The sequence below is a fragment of the Mycolicibacterium sichuanense genome (genome assembly GCF_033741125.1).
Classification (GTDB): domain Bacteria; phylum Actinomycetota; class Actinomycetes; order Mycobacteriales; family Mycobacteriaceae; genus Mycobacterium.
Genome location: NZ_JAWQPU010000001.1, coordinates 1 through 18,397, shown reverse-complemented (window position 1 = coordinate 18,397; position 18,397 = coordinate 1). Strand labels below are relative to the sequence as shown.

Annotated in this window: 18 protein-coding genes; 7 read left to right on the top strand and 11 right to left on the bottom strand. The window is 69.8% G+C overall.

The window, feature by feature from the left end:
• Positions 1-35: 35 nt before the first annotated feature.
• A complete protein-coding gene (locus tag SBI80_RS00090) occupies positions 36-1,061 on the top strand; it encodes an NAD(P)H-dependent glycerol-3-phosphate dehydrogenase (RefSeq protein WP_318972181.1) in 1,026 nt (341 codons plus the stop codon).
• A gap of 4 nt (positions 1,062-1,065) precedes the next feature.
• On the opposite strand, the gene SBI80_RS00085 is transcribed toward SBI80_RS00090, so the two are convergent.
• The 3 genes from SBI80_RS00085 to grcC1 all read right to left on the bottom strand — a co-directional run bounded on the left by SBI80_RS00085 (position 1,066) and on the right by grcC1 (position 3,642).
• Positions 1,066-1,611, bottom strand: a complete 546-nt coding sequence (locus tag SBI80_RS00085; RefSeq protein ID WP_318972180.1) for a hypothetical protein — start codon at positions 1,609-1,611, stop codon at positions 1,066-1,068.
• A gap of 60 nt (positions 1,612-1,671) precedes the next feature.
• The gene (htpX, locus tag SBI80_RS00080) at positions 1,672-2,550 is read right to left on the bottom strand and encodes a zinc metalloprotease HtpX (RefSeq protein WP_318972178.1); all 879 of its coding nucleotides are present in this window, start codon (positions 2,548-2,550) and stop codon (positions 1,672-1,674) included.
• 84 nt (positions 2,551-2,634) lie between these two features.
• A complete protein-coding gene (gene grcC1 / locus SBI80_RS00075; protein WP_318972177.1) occupies positions 2,635-3,642 on the bottom strand; it encodes a nonaprenyl/(2E,6E)-farnesyl/geranylgeranyl diphosphat synthase in 1,008 nt (335 codons plus the stop codon).
• Positions 3,643-3,720: 78 nt separating this feature from the next.
• Between grcC1 and menJ the strand changes: the two genes are divergently transcribed.
• The 3 genes from menJ to SBI80_RS00060 all read left to right on the top strand — a co-directional run bounded on the left by menJ (position 3,721) and on the right by SBI80_RS00060 (position 8,240).
• The gene (menJ, locus tag SBI80_RS00070; RefSeq protein ID WP_489685597.1) at positions 3,721-4,929 is read left to right on the top strand and encodes a menaquinone reductase MenJ; all 1,209 of its coding nucleotides are present in this window, start codon (positions 3,721-3,723) and stop codon (positions 4,927-4,929) included.
• A gap of 216 nt (positions 4,930-5,145) precedes the next feature.
• Positions 5,146-7,905: a helix-turn-helix transcriptional regulator gene (locus tag SBI80_RS00065; RefSeq protein WP_318972173.1), complete on the top strand. Its 2,760-nt coding sequence runs from the start codon at positions 5,146-5,148 to the stop codon at positions 7,903-7,905.
• A gap of 47 nt (positions 7,906-7,952) precedes the next feature.
• A complete protein-coding gene (locus SBI80_RS00060) occupies positions 7,953-8,240 on the top strand; it encodes a hypothetical protein (protein ID WP_318972171.1) in 288 nt (95 codons plus the stop codon).
• A gap of 11 nt (positions 8,241-8,251) precedes the next feature.
• Here the strand turns inward: SBI80_RS00060 and SBI80_RS00055 are convergent, their stop codons facing one another.
• Positions 8,252-8,938 carry a demethylmenaquinone methyltransferase gene (locus tag SBI80_RS00055; protein ID WP_318972169.1) on the bottom strand — a complete coding sequence of 229 codons (687 nt, stop codon included), beginning with the start codon at positions 8,936-8,938 and terminating at the stop codon, positions 8,252-8,254.
• A 93-nt stretch (positions 8,939-9,031) separates the two neighbouring features.
• Here SBI80_RS00055 and SBI80_RS00050 point away from each other — a divergent pair, with 93 nt between their 5' ends.
• Positions 9,032-9,856, top strand: a complete 825-nt coding sequence (locus SBI80_RS00050) for an SDR family oxidoreductase (RefSeq protein ID WP_318972167.1) — start codon at positions 9,032-9,034, stop codon at positions 9,854-9,856.
• Between the two features lie 5 nt (positions 9,857-9,861).
• On the opposite strand, the gene SBI80_RS00045 is transcribed toward SBI80_RS00050, so the two are convergent.
• A complete protein-coding gene (locus SBI80_RS00045) occupies positions 9,862-10,989 on the bottom strand; it encodes a glycosyltransferase family 4 protein (protein WP_318972165.1) in 1,128 nt (375 codons plus the stop codon).
• A gap of 132 nt (positions 10,990-11,121) precedes the next feature.
• Here SBI80_RS00045 and SBI80_RS00040 point away from each other — a divergent pair, with 132 nt between their 5' ends.
• The gene (locus tag SBI80_RS00040) at positions 11,122-11,829 is read left to right on the top strand and encodes a DsbA family protein (protein WP_318972162.1); all 708 of its coding nucleotides are present in this window, start codon (positions 11,122-11,124) and stop codon (positions 11,827-11,829) included.
• Here SBI80_RS00040 and SBI80_RS00035 read toward each other — a convergent pair.
• The 6 genes from SBI80_RS00035 to SBI80_RS00010 all read right to left on the bottom strand — a co-directional run bounded on the left by SBI80_RS00035 (position 11,790) and on the right by SBI80_RS00010 (position 17,619).
• Complete coding sequence (locus SBI80_RS00035; RefSeq protein WP_318972160.1) at positions 11,790-12,338, bottom strand: DUF3592 domain-containing protein; 549 nt, start codon at positions 12,336-12,338, stop codon at positions 11,790-11,792. The genes SBI80_RS00040 and SBI80_RS00035 overlap by 40 nt on opposite strands.
• Positions 12,339-12,345: 7 nt before the next feature.
• Complete coding sequence (gene menD / locus SBI80_RS00030) at positions 12,346-14,004, bottom strand: 2-succinyl-5-enolpyruvyl-6-hydroxy-3-cyclohexene-1-carboxylic-acid synthase (RefSeq protein ID WP_318972158.1); 1,659 nt, start codon at positions 14,002-14,004, stop codon at positions 12,346-12,348.
• Positions 14,005-14,016: 12 nt separating this feature from the next.
• The gene (locus SBI80_RS00025) at positions 14,017-14,799 is read right to left on the bottom strand and encodes an alpha/beta fold hydrolase (RefSeq protein WP_318972156.1); all 783 of its coding nucleotides are present in this window, start codon (positions 14,797-14,799) and stop codon (positions 14,017-14,019) included.
• 66 nt (positions 14,800-14,865) lie between these two features.
• Positions 14,866-15,597, bottom strand: a complete 732-nt coding sequence (locus SBI80_RS00020; RefSeq protein ID WP_318972154.1) for a DJ-1/PfpI family protein — start codon at positions 15,595-15,597, stop codon at positions 14,866-14,868.
• A 10-nt stretch (positions 15,598-15,607) separates the two neighbouring features.
• Entirely contained in the window at positions 15,608-16,621 is a 1,014-nt protein-coding gene (locus SBI80_RS00015; RefSeq protein WP_413232603.1) for a GlxA family transcriptional regulator, read from the bottom strand.
• 38 nt (positions 16,622-16,659) lie between these two features.
• Positions 16,660-17,619 (bottom strand): o-succinylbenzoate synthase, encoded by a 960-nt coding sequence (locus tag SBI80_RS00010; protein ID WP_318972150.1) that lies wholly within the window; start codon positions 17,617-17,619, stop codon positions 16,660-16,662.
• A gap of 257 nt (positions 17,620-17,876) precedes the next feature.
• Between SBI80_RS00010 and SBI80_RS00005 the strand changes: the two genes are divergently transcribed.
• Positions 17,877-18,397: cytochrome b (locus SBI80_RS00005; RefSeq protein ID WP_318973621.1), on the top strand; the 521-nt coding region annotated here is incomplete at its 3' end.

The window sequence follows — 18,397 nt, the reverse complement described above, 5'->3', positions numbered from 1 at the left end:
CTCCAGAGCCCGGCGCCGGCCATACCCTGATCGCCATGGCACCAGCGCAACGCGAACCGAACGTCGTCGTCCTCGGTGGAGGCTCCTGGGGAACGACGGTGGCGTCGATTTGTGCCAGGCGCGGGCCGACACTGCAGTGGGTGCGCTCCCAGGAGACCGCCGACGACATCAACGACAACCACCGCAACAGCCGCTATCTCGGCGACGAGGTCGAGCTCGCCCACTCACTGAAGGCCACCACCGACTTCGTCGAGGCCGCCGAATGCGCCGACGTCATCGTGATGGGCGTGCCGTCGCACGGGTTCCGCGGCGTGCTCACCGAACTGGCCAAGGAGCTGCGGCCATGGGTGCCGGTGGTGTCCTTGGTCAAGGGGCTCGAGCAGGGCACCAACTATCGGATGAGCGAGATCGTCGACGAGGTGCTGCCAGGCCACCCGGCGGGCATCCTCGCCGGCCCCAACATCGCCCGCGAGGTCGCCGACGGATATGCCGCCGCGGCGGTGCTCGCCATGCCCGATCAGCATCTGGCCGCCAACCTGGCAGGGTTGTTCCGTACCAAGCGTTTTCGCACCTACACCACCGACGACGTGGTCGGCGTCGAGATGGCCGGTGCGCTCAAGAACGTGTACGCCATCGCCGTCGGCATGGGCTACGCGCTGGGCATCGGCGAGAACACCCGGGCGCTCGTCATGGCGCGCGCGGTCAACGAGATGTCCAAGCTCGGCGAGGCCATGGGTGGCAAGCGCGAGACGTTCGCCGGGCTGGCCGGCATGGGCGACCTCATCGTCACCTGCACCAGCCAGCGCAGCCGCAACCGGCACGTCGGCGAGCAGCTGGGCTCGGGCAAGTCCGTCGAAGAGATCATCGCAGCGATGAACCAGGTCGCCGAGGGGGTCAAGGCCGCCAGCGTGGTGATGGAGTTCGCCGAGAAGTACGGACTGAACATGCCCATCGCCAGGGAGGTCGACGGTGTGATCAACCACGGCTCCACGGTCGAGGACGCCTACCGGGGGCTGGCCGCCGAGAAGCCCGGCCACGAGGTGCACGGGTCGGGCTTCTAGCCGATCAGTTGAAGTACGGGTTCTTGCCCTCGCCCGTGTTCAGCAGCAGGGGGTTGCTCGGGCCGAGGACGAAGCTGCCCGTCGGGCTGATGACGAAGCCGCCGCCGTCGAACGAGTTGGTGCACTGGGTGGTGGTGCCGTCGGTACCGCAGGTGACATTGCGGAAGCTCAGGCGGGTGCCGGGCAGCAACCGGTTGGGCAGCTTGTCGAAGACGTAGAGCGGCCGGTCCGAGCTACTGAAGCCCGGTGAGCCCTGCTGGGCGCCGGTGACCACGTTGGCCCCGTCGGGCGCGGCGGGAATCGGACCGCTGCAGCCATAGTTGCCCGACCCGCGGCTGATGACGCACGCGATGTCGCCGGGCACGGCGAAGCCGTAGACGGCGCCATCCTGCATGGCGAAGTCCGAGGGCTTGGCGGGCGCAAGCGCGCCGAGATTGAGTGGGGGCGGTGGCGGGGGCGGCGCTGGTTCCGGATCAGCGTGGGCCACACCGGCCACGCCCATCACGGCTGCCCCCGCAGCCACCAGGCCGATCAGAATTCTGCTCAGCACAGGCTCACCATAGATGCTGCGCATCTCCCCTGCACACGTACCGCAGGATGCCGCCGCAACTCAGTACTGTCCGGGACCCCGTCCCGCCATCATCTCCAGGCGCGCGATGCGATCCTCGATGGGCGGGTGCGTCGAGAACAGCTTGCCGATCTTCTCGCCGGCCCGGAACGGGTTGGCGATCATCAGGTGGGCCTGGTCGGCCAGCTGGGTCTCCGGCGGCAAGGGTGCCAGCTCGACGCCGCGGCTGATCTTGCGCAGCGCGCTGGCCAACGCCAGCGGGTCCCCGGTCAGCTCGGCACCGGACTGGTCGGCCTGATACTCCCGGGAGCGCGACACCGCCAGCTTGATGACGGTCGCCGCGATTGGGCCAAGCAGCGAAACCAGAAGGATGGCAAAGGGATTGGAGCCACCGTCGCGGTTGCCGCCAAACATGCTCGCGAAGAACGCCAGGTTCGCCAGGGCGGTGATCACCGAGGCCATGGCGCCGGCGACGCAGGAGATCAGGATGTCGCGGTTGTAGACGTGGGAGAGTTCGTGGCCCAGCACGGCACGCAGCTCACGCTCGTCGAGGATGTCCAGGATTCCGGTGGTGCAGCAGACCGCGGCGTTGCGCGGGTTGCGCCCCGTGGCGAAGGCATTCGGCGCCGCGGTGTCGCTGATGTACAGGCGCGGCATCGGCTGGTGCGCCGTGGTCGCCAACTCGCGCACGATCCGGTACATCGCCGGGGCCTGCACCTCGTTGACCGGCTGGGCGTGCATGGCACGCAACGCCAACTTGTCGCTGTTGAAGTACACCCACACGTTCATGCCGACCGCGAACAGCACAGCCAGGTACATGATGGACCGGCCGAACAGCGCGCCCACGAACACGATCAGCGCGGAGAAGACGACCAGCAACAGGAACGTCTTCAATCGGTTCGCGTGCGGATGCCAGGTCACCGCGCTCCTCCTCTTCACCCCATCGACGACCGGTGCCGTCGGAGTCCTACGGATCAACGCGCGGGACCGCGTTCGTGGTTCCGCTCAGCCGTGCCGATTGACGGTGTAGTCGACGAGGTTGGCCAACGCGACCCGGCCCGGCAGATCGGGGAGTTTGGCCAGCTCGTCGCGGGCCTGCGCGGCGTAGCCGGCCACCGTCTCCTTGGCCGCGGCGATGCCGCGTGAGGCGCGAAGGAGCGCCAGCGCCTCGGCGACGTCGGCGTCGTCCTCCACGGGACCCTTGAGCAGCTGGCGCAACCGGTCGGCGTCCGGCCCGGTCTCGCGGAGCGCATACAGCACGGGCAGGGTGTGTACGCCCTCGCGCAGATCGGTGCCTGGCAGCTTGCCGGACTCGTCGGGATCGCTGTCGATGTCGATGACGTCGTCGGAGATCTGGAACGCCATCCCGACGATGCCGCCGAGGCGGCCGAGCCGGGCGATCTGCTCGTCGTCCGCGCCGGAAAAGGTCGCCCCGAAGGTGCCCGACGCCTCGATCAAGCAGGCCGTCTTCTCGTAGACCACCTTCAGGTAGTGATCCACCGAGTCGACGTTGTCGACCGCGCCGCGGGTCTCGCGCATCTGCCCCGTGACGAGCTGTGCGAACGTGTCGGCGATGACGCGCACCGCGTCGGGACCGAGCTGGGAGACCAGCCGGGACGCCGTGGCGAACAGGTAGTCACCTGCCAGGATGGCGATGTTGTTGCCCCAGCGGGCATTGGCACTGTCGGCACCGCGCCGCACCTGCGCCTCGTCCATCACGTCGTCGTGATAGAGCGTCGCGAGGTGCACCAGCTCGATCACGGCGCCGGCGACGGATACCTGCCACGCGTCGGGCTCGGGCCCCAACTGTGCCGAGAGCACCGTGAACAACGGCCGGAACCGCTTGCCGCCCGCCTGGAAGAGGTGCTGGACCGCCTCGGCCATCAACTCGTCGGCTCTGCCCAACTCTGTGGCCATGAGGTCTTCGATGCGTGCCACCGCGTCGCGAACGTTCGCCGCGAAGGTGGCGTCACCGAAATCCACGCCCGCGACCACGGTCGCCGGTGTCTTCATTGGTCCAACATACTGGGCATCGTGGACCGCGTAACGGAGGGCAGCAGCGTAGCGACCCGCGACGGCCGAAAAGCCGACGTGGTGGTCGTCGGAGCCGGGCCAGCCGGTTCCGCGGCCGCCGCGTGGGCTGCGCGCAGCGGCCGCGAGGTACTGGTGATCGACGGCCAGCAGTTCCCGCGGGACAAGGCCTGCGGTGACGGCCTCACGCCCCGCGCCGTGGCCGAACTCCGGTTGCTGGGCCTGGGACCGTGGCTGGCCGACAAGGTCGTCAACCGCGGACTGCGGATGTCGGGCTTCGGGGCGGACGTCGAGATCGAGTGGCCGGGTCCATCCTTCCCGTCGACCGGTAGCGCGGTGCCGCGCACCGAACTCGACGACCGAATCAGATCCGTCGCCGTCGACGCCGGCGCCGAGATGCTCCTGGGGTCCAAAGCCGTTGATGCAAACCGGGATTCACGAGGACGCGTGACGTCGGTGACGCTCGGCGACGGTGCCGTCGTGCGGTGCGAGCACCTCGTCGTCGCCGACGGTGCGCGCTCGACCTTCGGGCGCGTCCTTGGCCGCGAGTGGCACCGGGAGACCGTCTACGGGGTGGCGATCCGCGGTTACCTCACCAGCCCGCGTTCTGCGGAACCGTGGATCAGCTCGCACCTGGAACTTCGCTCACCGGCCGGTGAGGTGCTGCCCGGTTACGGGTGGATCTTCCCGCTCGGCAACGGCGAGGTGAACATCGGAGTCGGCGCGCTCGCCACGGCCAAGCGCCCTGCCGAGACTGCGCTGCGGCCACTGCTGTCGCACTACACGGCGCAGCGGCGCGAGGAGTGGGGCTTCGACGGCGAACCAAGGGCCGCATTGTCGGCGCTGCTGCCGATGGGCGGTGCGGTGTCCGGTGTCGCGGGACCCAACTGGATGTTGATCGGCGATGCCGCGGCCTGTGTGAACCCGCTCAACGGGGAGGGCATCGACTACGGGCTCGAGACGGGGCGACTGGCGGCCGAATTGCTCGAGGCCGGTGTCGCGGACCTCTCCCAGGCCTGGCCCGCCGAGCTGCGCACGCACTACGCCCAGGGATTCTCGGTGGCCCGGCGGTTGGCGCTGCTCCTGACCATGCCGCGCTTCCTGCCGGCGGTCGGTCCCATCGCCATGCGCTCGCACTTCCTGATGGAGGTCGCGGTGCGCATGATGGGCAATCTCGTCACCGACGAGGACGCCGACTGGGTGGCCAGAGCGTGGCGGTTCGCCGGGGCGGGGTCGCGACGGCTCGACGAGCGCACCCCCTTCGGCTGACGCTGACTGGCCCGCGGTGGCCTCGGCACCCGTCCCGGGCAGGCAGACCCGGTATTTCCTGTCCCACACCCCCCGGCTGACCTTAGACTGCGGTATTCGTTGCGCGCTGGCAAACGTGAGGTCGCGTCGCGCAGGCAGTTACGCGGGAAACATGTTTGCCTGCGTACGACGTGGGGAACATCGACGGCCAAAAATGGGGCCGTAGGGGGACCGGGGATGCTGCAGACGGGGACGGGCCGATCACCGGAGTCGCGCGCCGTGGCGGCGTTCATCGACGCCACCGCCGTCGATCCGTCGGCTCTCGTCATCGAGGGTGAAGCGGGGATCGGCAAGACCACCCTGTGGCTGGAGGCGCTGGAGCAGGCGCGCGAGCGCGGCTATCGCGTGCTCTCGGCGCGCGCCGGCCAGGCCGAGTCCGGGCTGACCTATGCGGTGCTCGGCGACCTGCTCGACGGGGTGGACGCCGAGGTCACCGCTACCCTGCCCCACCTGCAGCGCGTGGCGATCGACAGGGTCCTGCTCCAGGGTGACGGGACGGGCCCGGTGACCGACGAGCGGGTCGTCGCGTCGGCCTTCCTGACCCTCGTCGACCGGCTCGCGACCGACGTGCCGGTGATCATCGCGATCGACGACGTGCAATGGCTGGACTCCTCGAGCCAGGCCGTGGTGGCCTTCGCCGCCCGCCGGCTGAAGGGACGGGTCGGCGTCCTCGTCACCGAGCGCACCGAGGACGACGGCAGGCCCGGCGCCGAGTGGCTCAAGCTGAACCGGCTCGACGGGACCGAACGGATCCGGGTTTCGCCGCTCAGCTTGGGCGGGTTGCGCAAGGCGATCGCCAGCAGACTGGGTCGGTCGTTCTCGCGGCCGACGATCGTGCGGATCGCCGAGCTCTCCGGCGGCAACCCCTTCTACGCGCTCGAACTGGCGCGGGCGATCGACGGCCAATCGAGCATCGCCGACGTCACACTGCCGGGGTCGCTGGCCGACCTGGTGCGTTCACGCCTCGACCAGTTCAGCGAGGACACCCAGACGACCCTGCTCGCCGCCGCGAGTCTCGGCACGACCACGGTCGACCTGCTGGCCCGCGTCACCGAGACCGCGCCCGAACGGGTGGTCGAGCTCCTCGAACCGCCCGAGACCGACGGCATCGTGCAGATCACCGGAAACCGCGTCCGCTTCACCCACCCGCTGCTGGCGCGCGGCGTGTACAGCCTCGTCGAGCCCGCTCGGCGCCGGCAGATGCACCGCACCCTGGCCGAGGTGGTGGAGCAACCGGAGCTGCGGGCCCGCCACCTCGCGCTCGCGTCTTCGAGCGCCGATCCCGCGACCCTGCTGGCCCTCGACACCGCCGCCGAAGCCGCCAGGGCGCGGGGGGCGCCCGCCGCCGCGGCGGAGCTGTTGGACCTGGCGATCGGTCTCGGCGGGGACACCCCGGCCCGCCGAATCCGGTGCGCGGAGCACCACTTTCGAGCCGGCGCCTTCGAACGCGCCCGCCGGCTGTTGGAGCCCACCGTCGAGGAGTTGCCGCCTGGGCCGCTGCTGGCGAACGGGCTCAACGTGCTCGGTGCCATGCAGATCTACGACGACAGCCTGACCGAAGCCATCGAGCTGCTCGACCGTGCGGTGCGCGACGGCGACGGGGACCACGCCCCGACGGTGTGGGGCCTGTTGCTGTCGTCGTTCGCCTATCTCTACACGGGCGGACTGGACGACTCGGTGCGCCAGGCCGAGGAGGCGTTGACGCGCGCTCGCGCACTCGCCCTGCTTGTGCAGACCAGCCAGGCCCTGGCCATCGCCGTCCTGGCGAAGTGCATCCGCGGTGACGGGGTCGACGAGGAGAGCCTGCAGCGCGCCCTGGAGCTCGAGGATCTCGACGCCGACTGCCCGATCCAGTTTCGCGCCTGTGCGGTCCGGGCCATCACTCACGCGTTCACCGGGCAGCTCGAGGAGGCTCGGCGCGAATCCATTGCGGTCCGCCAGCTGTGCCTGGACCGAGGAGCCGAGAGCGACGTCATGACGGTGGCCGCGCACATGGCGATGGCCGATGTGTGGCGGGGTGACTTCGCCGCGGCCATGGCCGTCGCCGAGGAGGCCGTGGAACGGGCCGAACACATCGACACCCAACACCTTCGGGGCGTCGCGGTGGCGATCCGGGCGATGGTGTCGGCACACATGGGCCGTCACGAGGACGCCCGCCGTGATGCCGGGGCCGCACTGCAGATCGCCCAGGACTGCAACACTCCCCAGCTCGCCATCAGAGCCAGGACGATCCTCGGCTTCCTCGAGGTGTCGATGGGCCGGTACGCCGACGCGCTGACCGCTCTGCAACCACTCATCGACGCCTTCGGGTACCTGCCCGGCTCCGAGATCCGCAGCCTCGAGCACATCCCCGATGCCGTCGAGGCGATGATCACCGTCGGCCAGGCCGACGCCGCCAACCCGCTCATCGAGAAGCTGGAGACCGACGGCCAACGCCTCGATCGGGCCTGGCTGCTGGCTACCGGAGCCCGATGCCGAGCCATGTGGTGGGCCGCCCGGGGTGACCTCGACGCCGCGATGAGCGCCGTCACCGCGGCGGTGGCCGAACTCGACAGGGTGCCCATGCCGTTCGAACGCGCGCGCACCCTGGTCTTGCTCGGCCAGCTCCAGCGCCGCCAACGCGCGAAGCCGGCCGCAGCGGAGACGCTGACCGAAGCGCTGCGCGAATTCGAACGGATGGGCGCGGCGCTGTGGGCCGAACGTGCCCGCCAGGAACTGAACCGCACCAATGCGGGCACGGCGCAGAAGACCGTCCTGACTGCCACCGAGCAGCGCATCGCGGAGTTGGCCACGGCCGGCATGACCAATCGCGAGGTGGCGGCGACCCTCTTCGTCAGCCTCAAGACGGTCGAGGCGAATCTCACCCAGATCTATCGCAAGCTGGGCATTCGGTCCCGGGCCCAGCTCGCCGCCAGGCTGGCGTCGGGTCGATCGTAGGGTTTCACCCGATTCGGCAGCGGCGGCCGGCGCATACCCTCGTGATGATGAGCGCCGCCGAGGCCACCGCCCGCTACCTGGTCGAGTGGTACCGGCCGAGCTTGGAGCCGCAGGTGATCGACACCGTGGTGGCCCGCCTCGACCTGGCGACCGCCGGCATGTGCGCCGAGGGCACTCCCGTCCGGTTGCTGATGACGCTCGCCGTCCCGAGCGACGAAGTCCTCTACGCCGTCTTCGCGGCCAACTCGCCCGAGCTGGTGCAGACGGCGTGCGCACGGGCCGGCGCCCAACCCGACCGGATGAGCCTCGACGTGGACGCGCGGATCACCCAGTAGGTTCTGAGCCGCTACGGCTTGGTGGCGGCATGCAGCGCGACGATGCCGCCGGTGAGGTTGCGCCACCGCACCGCGCCCCAGCCCGCATCGGCGATGCGGCGGGCCAGCTCGGCCTGGTCGGGCCAGGCGCGGATGGACTCGGCGAGGTACACGTAGGCGTCCGGGTTGCTCGAGACGGCGCGGGCCACCGACGGGAGCGCCTTCATCAGGTATTCCTTGTAGACCGTTCCGAACAGGCCGTTCGTCGGCGTGGAGAACTCGCACACCACCAGCCGGCCGCCGGGCCGGGTCACCCGCGCCATCTCCCGCAGCCCCGCCGCATGGTCGACGACGTTGCGAATGCCGAAGCTGATGGTCACCGCGTCGAAGGACTCGTCGGCGAACGGCAGACGCGTCGCGTCACCGGCGACCTTCGGTACGTCGCGGGCTGCGCCAGCGGCCAGCATGCCGACCGAGAAGTCCGCCGCCACGCACCACGCGCCCGACTGCGCGAGCTCGACGGTGGACACCGCGGTGCCTGCCGCCAGATCCAGCACGGCGTCGCCGGGGCCGATCCGTAGGGCCGCCCGCGTCGCGCGCCGCCAGTACCGGTCCTGCCCCAGGGAGAGCACGGTGTTGGTGATGTCGTAGCGACGGGCGACGCCGTCGAACATCGACGCGACCTCGCGGGGGTTCTTCTCCAACGTCGCACGGCTCACGTCATCAAAGCTACCTGTGAACACGTCCCTTCCGGGAATGGCTGAACCTCGTCAGTGTTGCAACGGGGCAGCAACGACCACGAGGAGACTGACATGGCACAGAAGGTGTGGTTCATCACCGGCACGTCGCGCGGGTTCGGGCGGGAGTGGACGATCGCGGCGCTGGAGCGCGGCGACAAGGTGGCCGCGACGGCCCGTGACACCGCGACGCTGAACGACCTGGCCGCCAAGTACGGCGACGCGCTGTTGCCGATCCAGCTCGACGTCACCGACCGCGAGGCCGACTTCGCCGCGGTCGAGCAGGCCCACGATCACTTCGGCCGCCTCGACGTCGTGGTCAACAACGCCGGTTACGGCCAGTTCGGCTTCGTCGAGGAGCTCTCCGAGAAGGAGGCCAGGGACCAGATCGAGACCAATGTGTTCGGCGCACTGTGGATCACCCAGGCCGCGTTGCCGTTCCTGCGCGAACAGCGCAGCGGGCACATCATTCAGGTGTCATCGATCGGCGGCATCAGCGCGTTCGCGAACGTCGGCATCTACCACGCATCGAAGTGGGCACTCGAGGGCTTCTCGCAGGCGCTGGCGACGGAAGTCTCGTCATTCGGCATCCACGTCACGCTGATCGAGCCGGGCGGCTTCTCGACCGACTGGGGCGGCTCGTCGTCGAAGAAGGCCGACGAACTTCCCGCCTACGCGGAGGCGCACGCCGAGGCACAGCGGGTCCGCGAACAGCGGGTCTCCAAGCAGGGCGATCCGAAGGCCTCGGCCGCGGCGATCCTGAAGGTGGTGGATGCCGAAACCCCACCGCTGCGAGTGTTCTTCGGGGAGGCCCCGCTGCAGATTGCCAAGGCGGACTACGAGAGTCGGCTCAAGACGTGGGAGGAATGGCAGCCCGTCGCCGTACTCGCCCAGGGCTGAGCGCGTCAGGCGGCCTTGACGCCGCGGCGGCCCAGCACGGCGTCGTAGTGGCCGAGCAGCTGCTCGCAGACGGCCGGCCAGGTGCGGTTGAGAACACTGCGCCTGGCGGCCAGCGAATAGCGCGTTCGTTCCGTAAGCAAGTGATCGACGGCCCCCGGCAGCTTGGCTTCGAAGTCGTTGACGTCCAACAACATTCCGGTCTGCATCGGCGCGATCAGGTCCCTCGGGCCGCCGGCGTTCGGGGCGATCACCGGAACACCCGAGGCCTTGGCCTCCTGCACGGTCTGGCAGAACGTCTCGTGCTCACCGGTGTGCACGAATACGTCCAGGCTGGCGTACGCTGTCGCCAATTCCGGCCCGTACAGCGCGCCGGTGAAGACCGCCGACGGCATCAACCGCTCTAGCTTCTGGCGGTCCACGCCGTCACCGACGACGACCACCTGCAGATCGCGGCGGCGCGCCAGGACGGCCAGCCGTTCGACGTGCTTCTCGGGGGCCAGCCTGCCGACGAAGCCCACCACGGGCCGGCCCTCCGGAGACCAGCGCTCGCGCAGCGCCTGATCACGCGCAGACGGGACGTAACCCGTCACGTCGACGCCGCGGCCCCACTGGTGCACTCGCGGAATCCGGTGTGCCATCAGGTCTTCCATCGCCGACGTCGACGGGGCCAGGGTGCGGTCGGCCTTGCCGTGCAGATGCCGCGTCCATGCCCACGCCGCCCGTGACATCACGCCGACGCCGTAGCTCTGCGCGAACCCCGCCACGTCGGTCTGGAACACCGCGACCGTCGGCACCCCGATGTGGCGGGCGGCCAGCAGACCGCCGTAGCCGAGCAGTGCGGGCGATGCCAGGTGCACGATGTCCGGGTCGAAACCGCGCAGCACGCCGACCATCCGCGGCCGCGGCACACCCAGCGGCAACGAGGTGACCTTGGGGAACATCTTCGACGGCACCCGGTGCACGCGGACCCCGTCGTGCACGCGCTCGGCGGGCGCCTCCCCGCGGGGCGTGTCCGGTGCGACCACCAGGACCTCGTGACCCGTGCGACGGAGATGCTCGATCACCCGAAGCACCGAGTTGGTGACTCCGTTGACATTCGGCAGGAAGGACTCTGCGACGATCGCAACGCGCACCACCGAAGCGTGGCACCGCCGTCTGTCCAAGAGGTTGCGTCAGGGAGTACGACACGCAAAGCCTCGCAACCGCGGACGCGACGTTCCCGGCATACTGGGGTCTTGGTCGGAACACCACGATCGGGGCCGAGAATGCGCAGCACGCCTGTCCGCATCGCCGTCGCGCTGGCGTTGCTCGTCGCACTGGTCGGGTGCAGCCGCAACCTCGCCGGCACGCCACGCGGTGACCTCGCTCCCCCGCTCGTCGCGATCACCGACGACGAGTTTGGCATCCGGGCCGGCCTGGCCGACGCGCCGATCCAGCTCGAGCTCTTCACCGAACCTCAGTGCAGTCATTGCGCGGACCTGCAGAAGGACTTCGGCGACCAGTTCGCCTACTACCTGGGCACCGGGCAGCTGGCGATCACCTACCGGCCGATGACGTTCCTGGACGGCCCCGCCACCAACGGGCATTCGGCACGGGTCGCCAACGCGATGTTCGTCGCCGCGACGCCGGGCGGGCTGGCGCCCAACACGAGTGTCACCACCGCGCGCCAGTTCCAGCACTTCGTCGAACTGCTGTGGGCGCATCAGGAACGCGGCGGCCCCGGACCGTCGGACGGCGAACTCGCCGACCTGGCCCGCCAAGCCCACGTTCCCGACTTCCAGGTCAAGGCGATCGAGACGGGCGCCAACGCCAAGACCGCCAAGGATCTGGCGGACATGGAGTCGTCGAACTTCGAATACCTCTACGAGGTGGACCCATTGGAGACCGGAACGCCAACGGTGCTCGACCTCAACACGGGCCAGAAACTCGACGTCTACGACAACGACTGGCTGGCCAAGGTGATGGCGTCCTGACGATCCAGCCGGCGCTGCAGTAGCGCCAACCCGCCGAGGATCGCGGCGGCAGCCAGCCAGCCCAGCACCGCGATCGACGCGGCGGGGATGATCGACAATGACGCGTTGCGATGCTGCACCCGCACCAAATCCGGATTGGCCCTGTCATATTCGACGTAGATCCGCATGCCGGTGTCGAGCTCCGACGGGTACAGCACACCCAGCTCCGGTCGGTAGGTGACGCGGTCGGGAGTCACGAACTCGATGGTCGAGCGACGGGGTCCGGCGTCGAGCACCTCCGCGGCCGCCACGCCCATGTCGGCTTCGATCTGCTGGTCGTCACGCCAGGCGCCGAGTACCAGCAGGACCGACTGCAGCGTCACCAGGCAGGCGGCGATCACCACGCCGATGCGCACCCGCCGGATGATGCGCTGCGGGCGCGTCTCCCCGGGCTCGCCATACAGATGCGGAATCAGGCTCTGCCACAACGCCTTCAACCGGTGCAGCGCCGCGGCTGGCACCGCCTTCACGGGGTCCTCACAAGGCCGCCCTGATCGATGCGTGCAGCGCCCTCAGCGACGAGCGGTCGGCCTTCACCTCCAGAACGCGCATGCCCTCGAAGGATTCGCCGAGCGCGTCGCCGAGATCGTCGAGCTCCACTTGGCGACAGTCGACGTGGTAGGCGCGGCACAGCGCGCCGACGTCGACGTCGTGCGGGGTGCCGAACACGCGTGAGGAGACGTCGGTGAATCGGGGATCGCCCTGCTCGAGCAATTCGAAGATGCCGCCGCCGTTGTCGTTGGACACCACGATGGACAGGCTCTTGGGCACCGGCTCGGTGGGCCCGATCAACAGACCCGAGCTGTCGTGGACGAAGGTCAGATCACCAATCAGCGCGACCGTGCGCGGCACGCCATCATTACCGGAACGCTCGTGCGCCAACGCCGCCCCGATGGCCGTCGACACCGTCCCGTCGATACCCGCCACGCCGCGATTGGAACGCACCCGGATGCCCTTGGCGTCGAGCCCGACCAGCGCGGCGTCGCGGACCGGGTTGGAGGCACCGAGCACCAGCTGATCGCCCGGCCGCAGCGCATCGGCGACGGCGGCCGCGACGTGCAGGCCGGTGGTCAGCGGGTGGATCCGCAGCTGCTCGCGGACCGTCTGCACGGCGCGGGCATTGGCCGCCGCGCAGCGGCGCAGCCAACCCGCGTCGGGCGTGCCCGTGGTGAGCGCCCGGGTACCGGTGGCCTGCGAGTTGCCGGACACGTCGGGCCAGCGCGGGCCGGTGGTGAGCGCGAAGACCGGAAGCGATGGGTCGGCAAGCAGGCGCGAGACCGGGCGATGCAGCGTCGGCCGACCCAGCATGATGACCTGCTTGGGGTGCAGCGACGGCAGCGCCAGCGGATGCAGGGGGTTCGCCGCGGCGGGCGCGGTCGGCTCGGCGACCGTGGGCAGACCGGCCAGGTTGGGGTGCGCGCCGGCACCGTGCCCGGCGATCACCACCGTGTCCGGCGTGACGTCGATCTCCAGCGGCTCGTCGAACGTCACCGGCGGCGTGTAGGTCCACGGCCGCCCGCCGGGCCTGCCCTCAGGGGCGTAGGGCCCCGACTCGTCGGCGTCCGGGATCAACGGTTCGCGCAGCGGGATGTCGAACTGCACCGGTCCTGCGTTGGCGCTGCGGGCCCCGGTGGCCGCCACCAGCACCCGGCACGTCGCCGAGCGCCACTGCGCGTTGAGCGCGTCCATCTTCTCCGGGGCGCCTTCGGCGAGCCCGAGGCTGATGGTGGCCCGGACCTGGGTGCCGAAGTACCCCAGTTGCTCCATGGTCTGGTTGGCACCCGTGCCGAGCAGGTCATAGGGCCGGTTGGCGCTGAGTACGACGAGCGGGACGCGCGCGTAGTTGGCCTCGACGACCGCGGGCCCGAGATTGGCCACCGCGGTGCCGGAGGTCATGGCGACGCAGACGGGCGACCCAGCACCGGTGTCCGAGTCGAATGCCAGGCCGATCGCGAGGTAACCGGCGGTGCGTTCGTCGATGCGGACGTGCAGCCGCAGCCGGCCGGCCCGATCCGCGTCGTGCAGGGCGAACGCCAGCGGCGCATTGCGCGAACCGGGGCACAGCACGACGTCGCGGACGCCGCCGCGGATCAGTTCATCGACGACGACGCGCGCTTGGATCGTCGACGGGTTCACCCGTACAGCCTGTCATACCCCCGCGCCGAAGAATTCGAGGATCGCGGCGTTCACGACGTCGGGGCGCTCGATGAAACCGAGGTGGCCCGCGTCGGGTATCTGCAGGTAGCGACCGTTGGGGAGGGCGTCGGCGACCTCTCGGCCCAGGTGCGGCGGCAGCACGACGTCATCGGCGAAACCGATCACCAGGACGGGCGCCGTAATGTTCTGGTAAGCCGGCAATCGGTTGCCCTCCGGCCGGATCCGCAGCTGGCTACGGAACCCCGGGGTGGGTTTGCTCGGCCACATGGTGAACATGTCGATCCAGTCGCGGACCGCGTTCTCGTCGTTCAGCGTCTTGGGCGAGAAGCTCTCGAGCAGCCGCGCCTTCGCGTCGTACTTCGGCGGCAACTCGATGCCCATCTGCAAGAACTCGTACTCGGCGGCGTTGAAGAATTCCCGAGTGCGGTCCTCACGGCCCCTGGTCGCCATCAGCACCGCAGCGGAGACCAGATCCGGCCTGGCCAGCATCAGCTCCTGGGCAATGAACGACCCCATCGACACCGACACCACGCGCACCGGCCCGGCGTCGAGCTTCTCGATCAGCCGGGCGGTGTCGAACACCACCTGCTCGGTGGTGAAGCCCTGGGCGTTCTCGGTGGCACCCACGCCACGGTTGTCGAACGTGATGACGCGGTAGCCGGCCCGCTGAAACGCCGGAACCTGATGCAGGTGCCACGTCCGGCCCGCTCCGCCGCGGCCGGCAATGAACAGGACGGGCTCACCAGAGCCGCGGTCGTCGTACGCCAAATTCACTTGGTCGACCCTACTTGGCACGGTGGGCGTCAGGCGCGACTCCCCGACCGGGCCGGCGATGACGCGCTACGGGCGGGCCGAGGCCGCGCGTCTGCGTCCGCGGGCGGCGCGGATGGCCTGATCCCACAGCAGCAACGTGGTCGCCTTCAGCTGGACGGGTTTCATCAGATCCCGGCCCATCAGGGCGACGGCCGCGGCCTTGGTGGTCGCCGACGCCTTCGACAGGTGGCCGGAGTCGAACGGCGGCTGCGGGTCGTACTCCATCGACAGCTGGATGGCCTTCGCCCGGTCCTCCCCGCCGATGCGGGCCGCCAGCCACAGCCCGAGGTCGATGCCCGCCGACACCCCCGCGCAGGTCACGAGATCACCTTGATGGACGATCCGTTCGTCGCCCACCGGCTCCACCCCGAACGCCTTCAACATCGGCACCGCGGCCCAGTGCGACGTCGCCCGCTTGCCCGCCAGCAGTCCGGCGGCGGCCAGGATCACCGAGCCCGAGCACACCGACGCCGTCCACGTCGCGGTGCGGTGGGCCCGGCGCACCCACTCGAGCACCTTCTCGTCGCGGGCGTGTTCCATCGTCGTGAACCCGCCCGGCACGAGGATGACGTCGGGCGAAGGAGTTTCGTCGAACGAGTGCGTCGCGCCGACGACCAGAACGGCCGAGTCCGCGACGATGGGTCCCGGCTGATGCCAGAGGAACCTCACCTCCGCGTCGGGCAACCAGCGCAACACCTCGTACGGCCCGATGAAGTCCAGGGCGGTGAAGCCGGGGTACAGCACGATGGCGATCTGCATGTCCACTCCTCTAGCCGAAGGTCTTGCGGTACTGATCGGGCGAGACGCCCAGGCGTCGAACGAAGTTGCGCCGCATGGTTTCTGCGGTACCGAAGCCACACCGGCCGGCGATCACCGTGACGGTGTCGTCGGTCTCGGTGAGCTGGCGGCGCGCGGCTTCGGTGCGCACCCGCTCCACGTAGGCGCCCGGCGACTCACCGACCTCGTCGGTGAACACCCTGGTGAAGTGGCGCGGGCTCATCGACGCGCGGCGGGCGAGCTCCGAGATGCCATGCGCGCCTGCAGGTTCGGCTTCGATGGTCTCCTGCACCTCCCGGATCGGGGCACGCTTGGCCCGCGGCATCCACACCGGTGCGGCGAACTGCGTCTGCCCGCCCGGCCGGCGCAGGTAGAGCACCAGGTAGCGGGCGACGGTCTGCGCGACGTCGGTGCCGTAGTCGTCCTCGACGAGCGAGAGTGCCAGATCGATGCCCGAGGTCACCCCCGCTGCCGTCCACACCTTCTCCGAGCTGCGCACGAAGATGGGTTCGGGGTCGACGGCGACGGCCGGGTACTCGGCGGCCAATCGTGCGGCGAACGCCCAGTGCGTGGTGGCGGCGCACCCGTCGAGCAGGCCCGCCTCGGCGGCGAGCACCGCGCCGCTGCAGACGCTCACCACCCGCCGCGCATGCGGCGCCACGTCCCGGATCCAGTCGATCAGGACCGCATCGTCGCGGGCCGCCGTGCTGCCGAAACCGCCGGGCAGGACCACGGTGTCGTACGGGCCGTCCGGATCGGGCAGCGGCTCGGCGACCAGGTCCAGACCCGTTCCGGTGCTGATGGGTCGGCCGCCGACGGAGGCCACCGACACGTCGTAGCCATCGTCGGCACGCCCGGCCGCGGCGAGCGCCACGGTGGCTCCGGTGAACACGTCGAAGGGCCCCACCAGGTCGAGGGCCTGCACCCCGTCGAACCCGACGACGACCACGCAGCGCTTCACTCCCACAGTGTTGGCGACGACCCGTCTGACGTCTACGCCATGCATCCCACGGATTAGGCCATGGGCTCTTCGGCGCCGCTCGGCTACCCGATCAACGGATGGCAGGCCCTGACCCGGTCGATCCACCACTGCCGCCGATCCGGTGCGGCGGCCAGGGCGGCCAGCCGGCCAGGGTCCGGGCCGACGGGACCGACCGGCAACCGGCCGTCGACCGGCGCGACGGGTTCGACGACGTCATCGACGAACAGCCCTCCCGTGCCGAGCCCGCACGCGTACGGCAACTGGGGCAGGCAGGCCGCGGCCAGCAGCCCCCGCGCCATGCCCACCGCCGAGTCAAGCGCACTGGACACCACGATCGGCACGTCGATCTGGTCGGCGATGCCCAACAGCCGCGCCACCCCGCCCAGCGGTGCGACCTTGACGACCGCCACGTCGGCCGCGTTGGACCGGACCACGAGCAGCGGATCGTCGGCCTTGCGGATGCTCTCGTCGGCCGCGACCGGCACCGCGACCAGGCGCCTCAGCTCCGCGAGTTCGGCGACGGTCGCACACGGCTGCTCGACGTACTCCAGCGGTCCACCGGCGGTCAGCGCCGCACAGGCCGCCACCGCCTCGGCGATGGTCCAGCCGCCGTTGGCGTCGACGCGGACCCGGGCCACGTGCTCGCGCACCGCGTCGACCCTGGCGAGGTCGTCGGCCAGGGACTGCCCCGGCTCGGCCACCTTGACCTTGGCCGTGCCCGCGCCGGGGAAGCGGGCGAGCACCTCGGGCACCCGCTCCGCCGGGACCGCGGGAACCGTGGCGTTGATGGGAATCCACTGCCGCAGCGGCGGCGGTGGTGCGAGGTAGGCCGCCTCGACGGCCGACGCCAGCCAGTGGGCGGCCTCGTCGGGCCCGTACTCGGTGAAGGCCCCGAACTCGCCCCAACCCGCGGGCCCCTCGATCAGCGCGACCTCGCGAACGTCGATGCCGCGGAAGCGAACTCGCATGGGCAGGGCAACGACGTGCAAACCGTCCAGCAGTTCGTCGAGTGGGGGCGTCACGGCTCCATGGTGCACCTAGGACGCCATGACGGCCTCGGCGACGCGGCGGCCGCCAGCCCGGCACCGATCACCAGGACTTCCGCGTCCTCAGAGGTCATCGCGACTCACGGTGTCCATCCTGCGTCGGTCGCATCCGTAATAGTCATTACCGAGCCATGACGATTGCTCGGCAGCGCAGAGTAGGGCCCTTTTCAGCGCATGCTGGTGATAGCCCCCGCTCGCGCGCGAAGGAGCCCATGCACGATGAGTCCGTCATCATGAGTCCACGATTGGCCGACCTAGCTGCCCATCAGGGTGATGCGATCGATTCGCGGTATCACCCCTCGGCGGCGGTGCGTCGTCAGCTCAACAAGGTGTTCCCGACGCATTGGTCGTTCCTGCTGGGTGAGATCGCCCTCTACAGCTTCGTGGTCCTGCTGCTGACCGGGGTCTACTTGACCCTGTTCTTCGACCCCTCGATGTCCGAAGTCGTCTACCACGGGGTCTACCAACCCCTCAACGGCGTGCAAATGTCACGGGCCTACGAAACCGCCCTGGACATCTCCTTCGAAGTCCGCGGCGGACTGTTCGTCCGCCAGGTCCACCACTGGGCCGCCCTGCTGTTCGCCGCCTCGATCATGGTCCACCTGGCCCGCATCTTCTTCACCGGCGCCTTCCGCCGCCCCCGCGAAGCCAACTGGGTCATCGGCTCGCTGCTGCTGATCCTGGCCATGTTCGAAGGCTTCTTCGGCTACTCCCTGCCCGATGACCTGCTCTCGGGCACCGGCGTGCGCGCCGC

What these genes read in the sequence shown, in the direction of transcription:
- SBI80_RS00090 (WP_318972181.1), top strand. Translation starts at nt 36, where the DNA reads ATGGCACCAGCGCAACGCGAACCGAACGTCGTCGTCCTCGGTGGAGGC.
- grcC1 (WP_318972177.1), bottom strand. Translation starts at nt 3,642, where the DNA reads ATGAAGACACCGGCGACCGTGGTCGCGGGCGTGGATTTCGGTGACGCC.
- SBI80_RS00065 (WP_318972173.1), top strand. Translation starts at nt 5,146, where the DNA reads ATGCTGCAGACGGGGACGGGCCGATCACCGGAGTCGCGCGCCGTGGCG.
- SBI80_RS00060 (WP_318972171.1), top strand. Translation starts at nt 7,953, where the DNA reads ATGAGCGCCGCCGAGGCCACCGCCCGCTACCTGGTCGAGTGGTACCGG.
- SBI80_RS00050 (WP_318972167.1), top strand. Translation starts at nt 9,032, where the DNA reads ATGGCACAGAAGGTGTGGTTCATCACCGGCACGTCGCGCGGGTTCGGG.
- SBI80_RS00040 (WP_318972162.1), top strand. Translation starts at nt 11,122, where the DNA reads ATGCGCAGCACGCCTGTCCGCATCGCCGTCGCGCTGGCGTTGCTCGTC.
- SBI80_RS00020 (WP_318972154.1), bottom strand. Translation starts at nt 15,597, where the DNA reads ATGCAGATCGCCATCGTGCTGTACCCCGGCTTCACCGCCCTGGACTTC.
- SBI80_RS00015 (WP_413232603.1), bottom strand. Translation starts at nt 16,621, where the DNA reads ATGCATGGCGTAGACGTCAGACGGGTCGTCGCCAACACTGTGGGAGTG.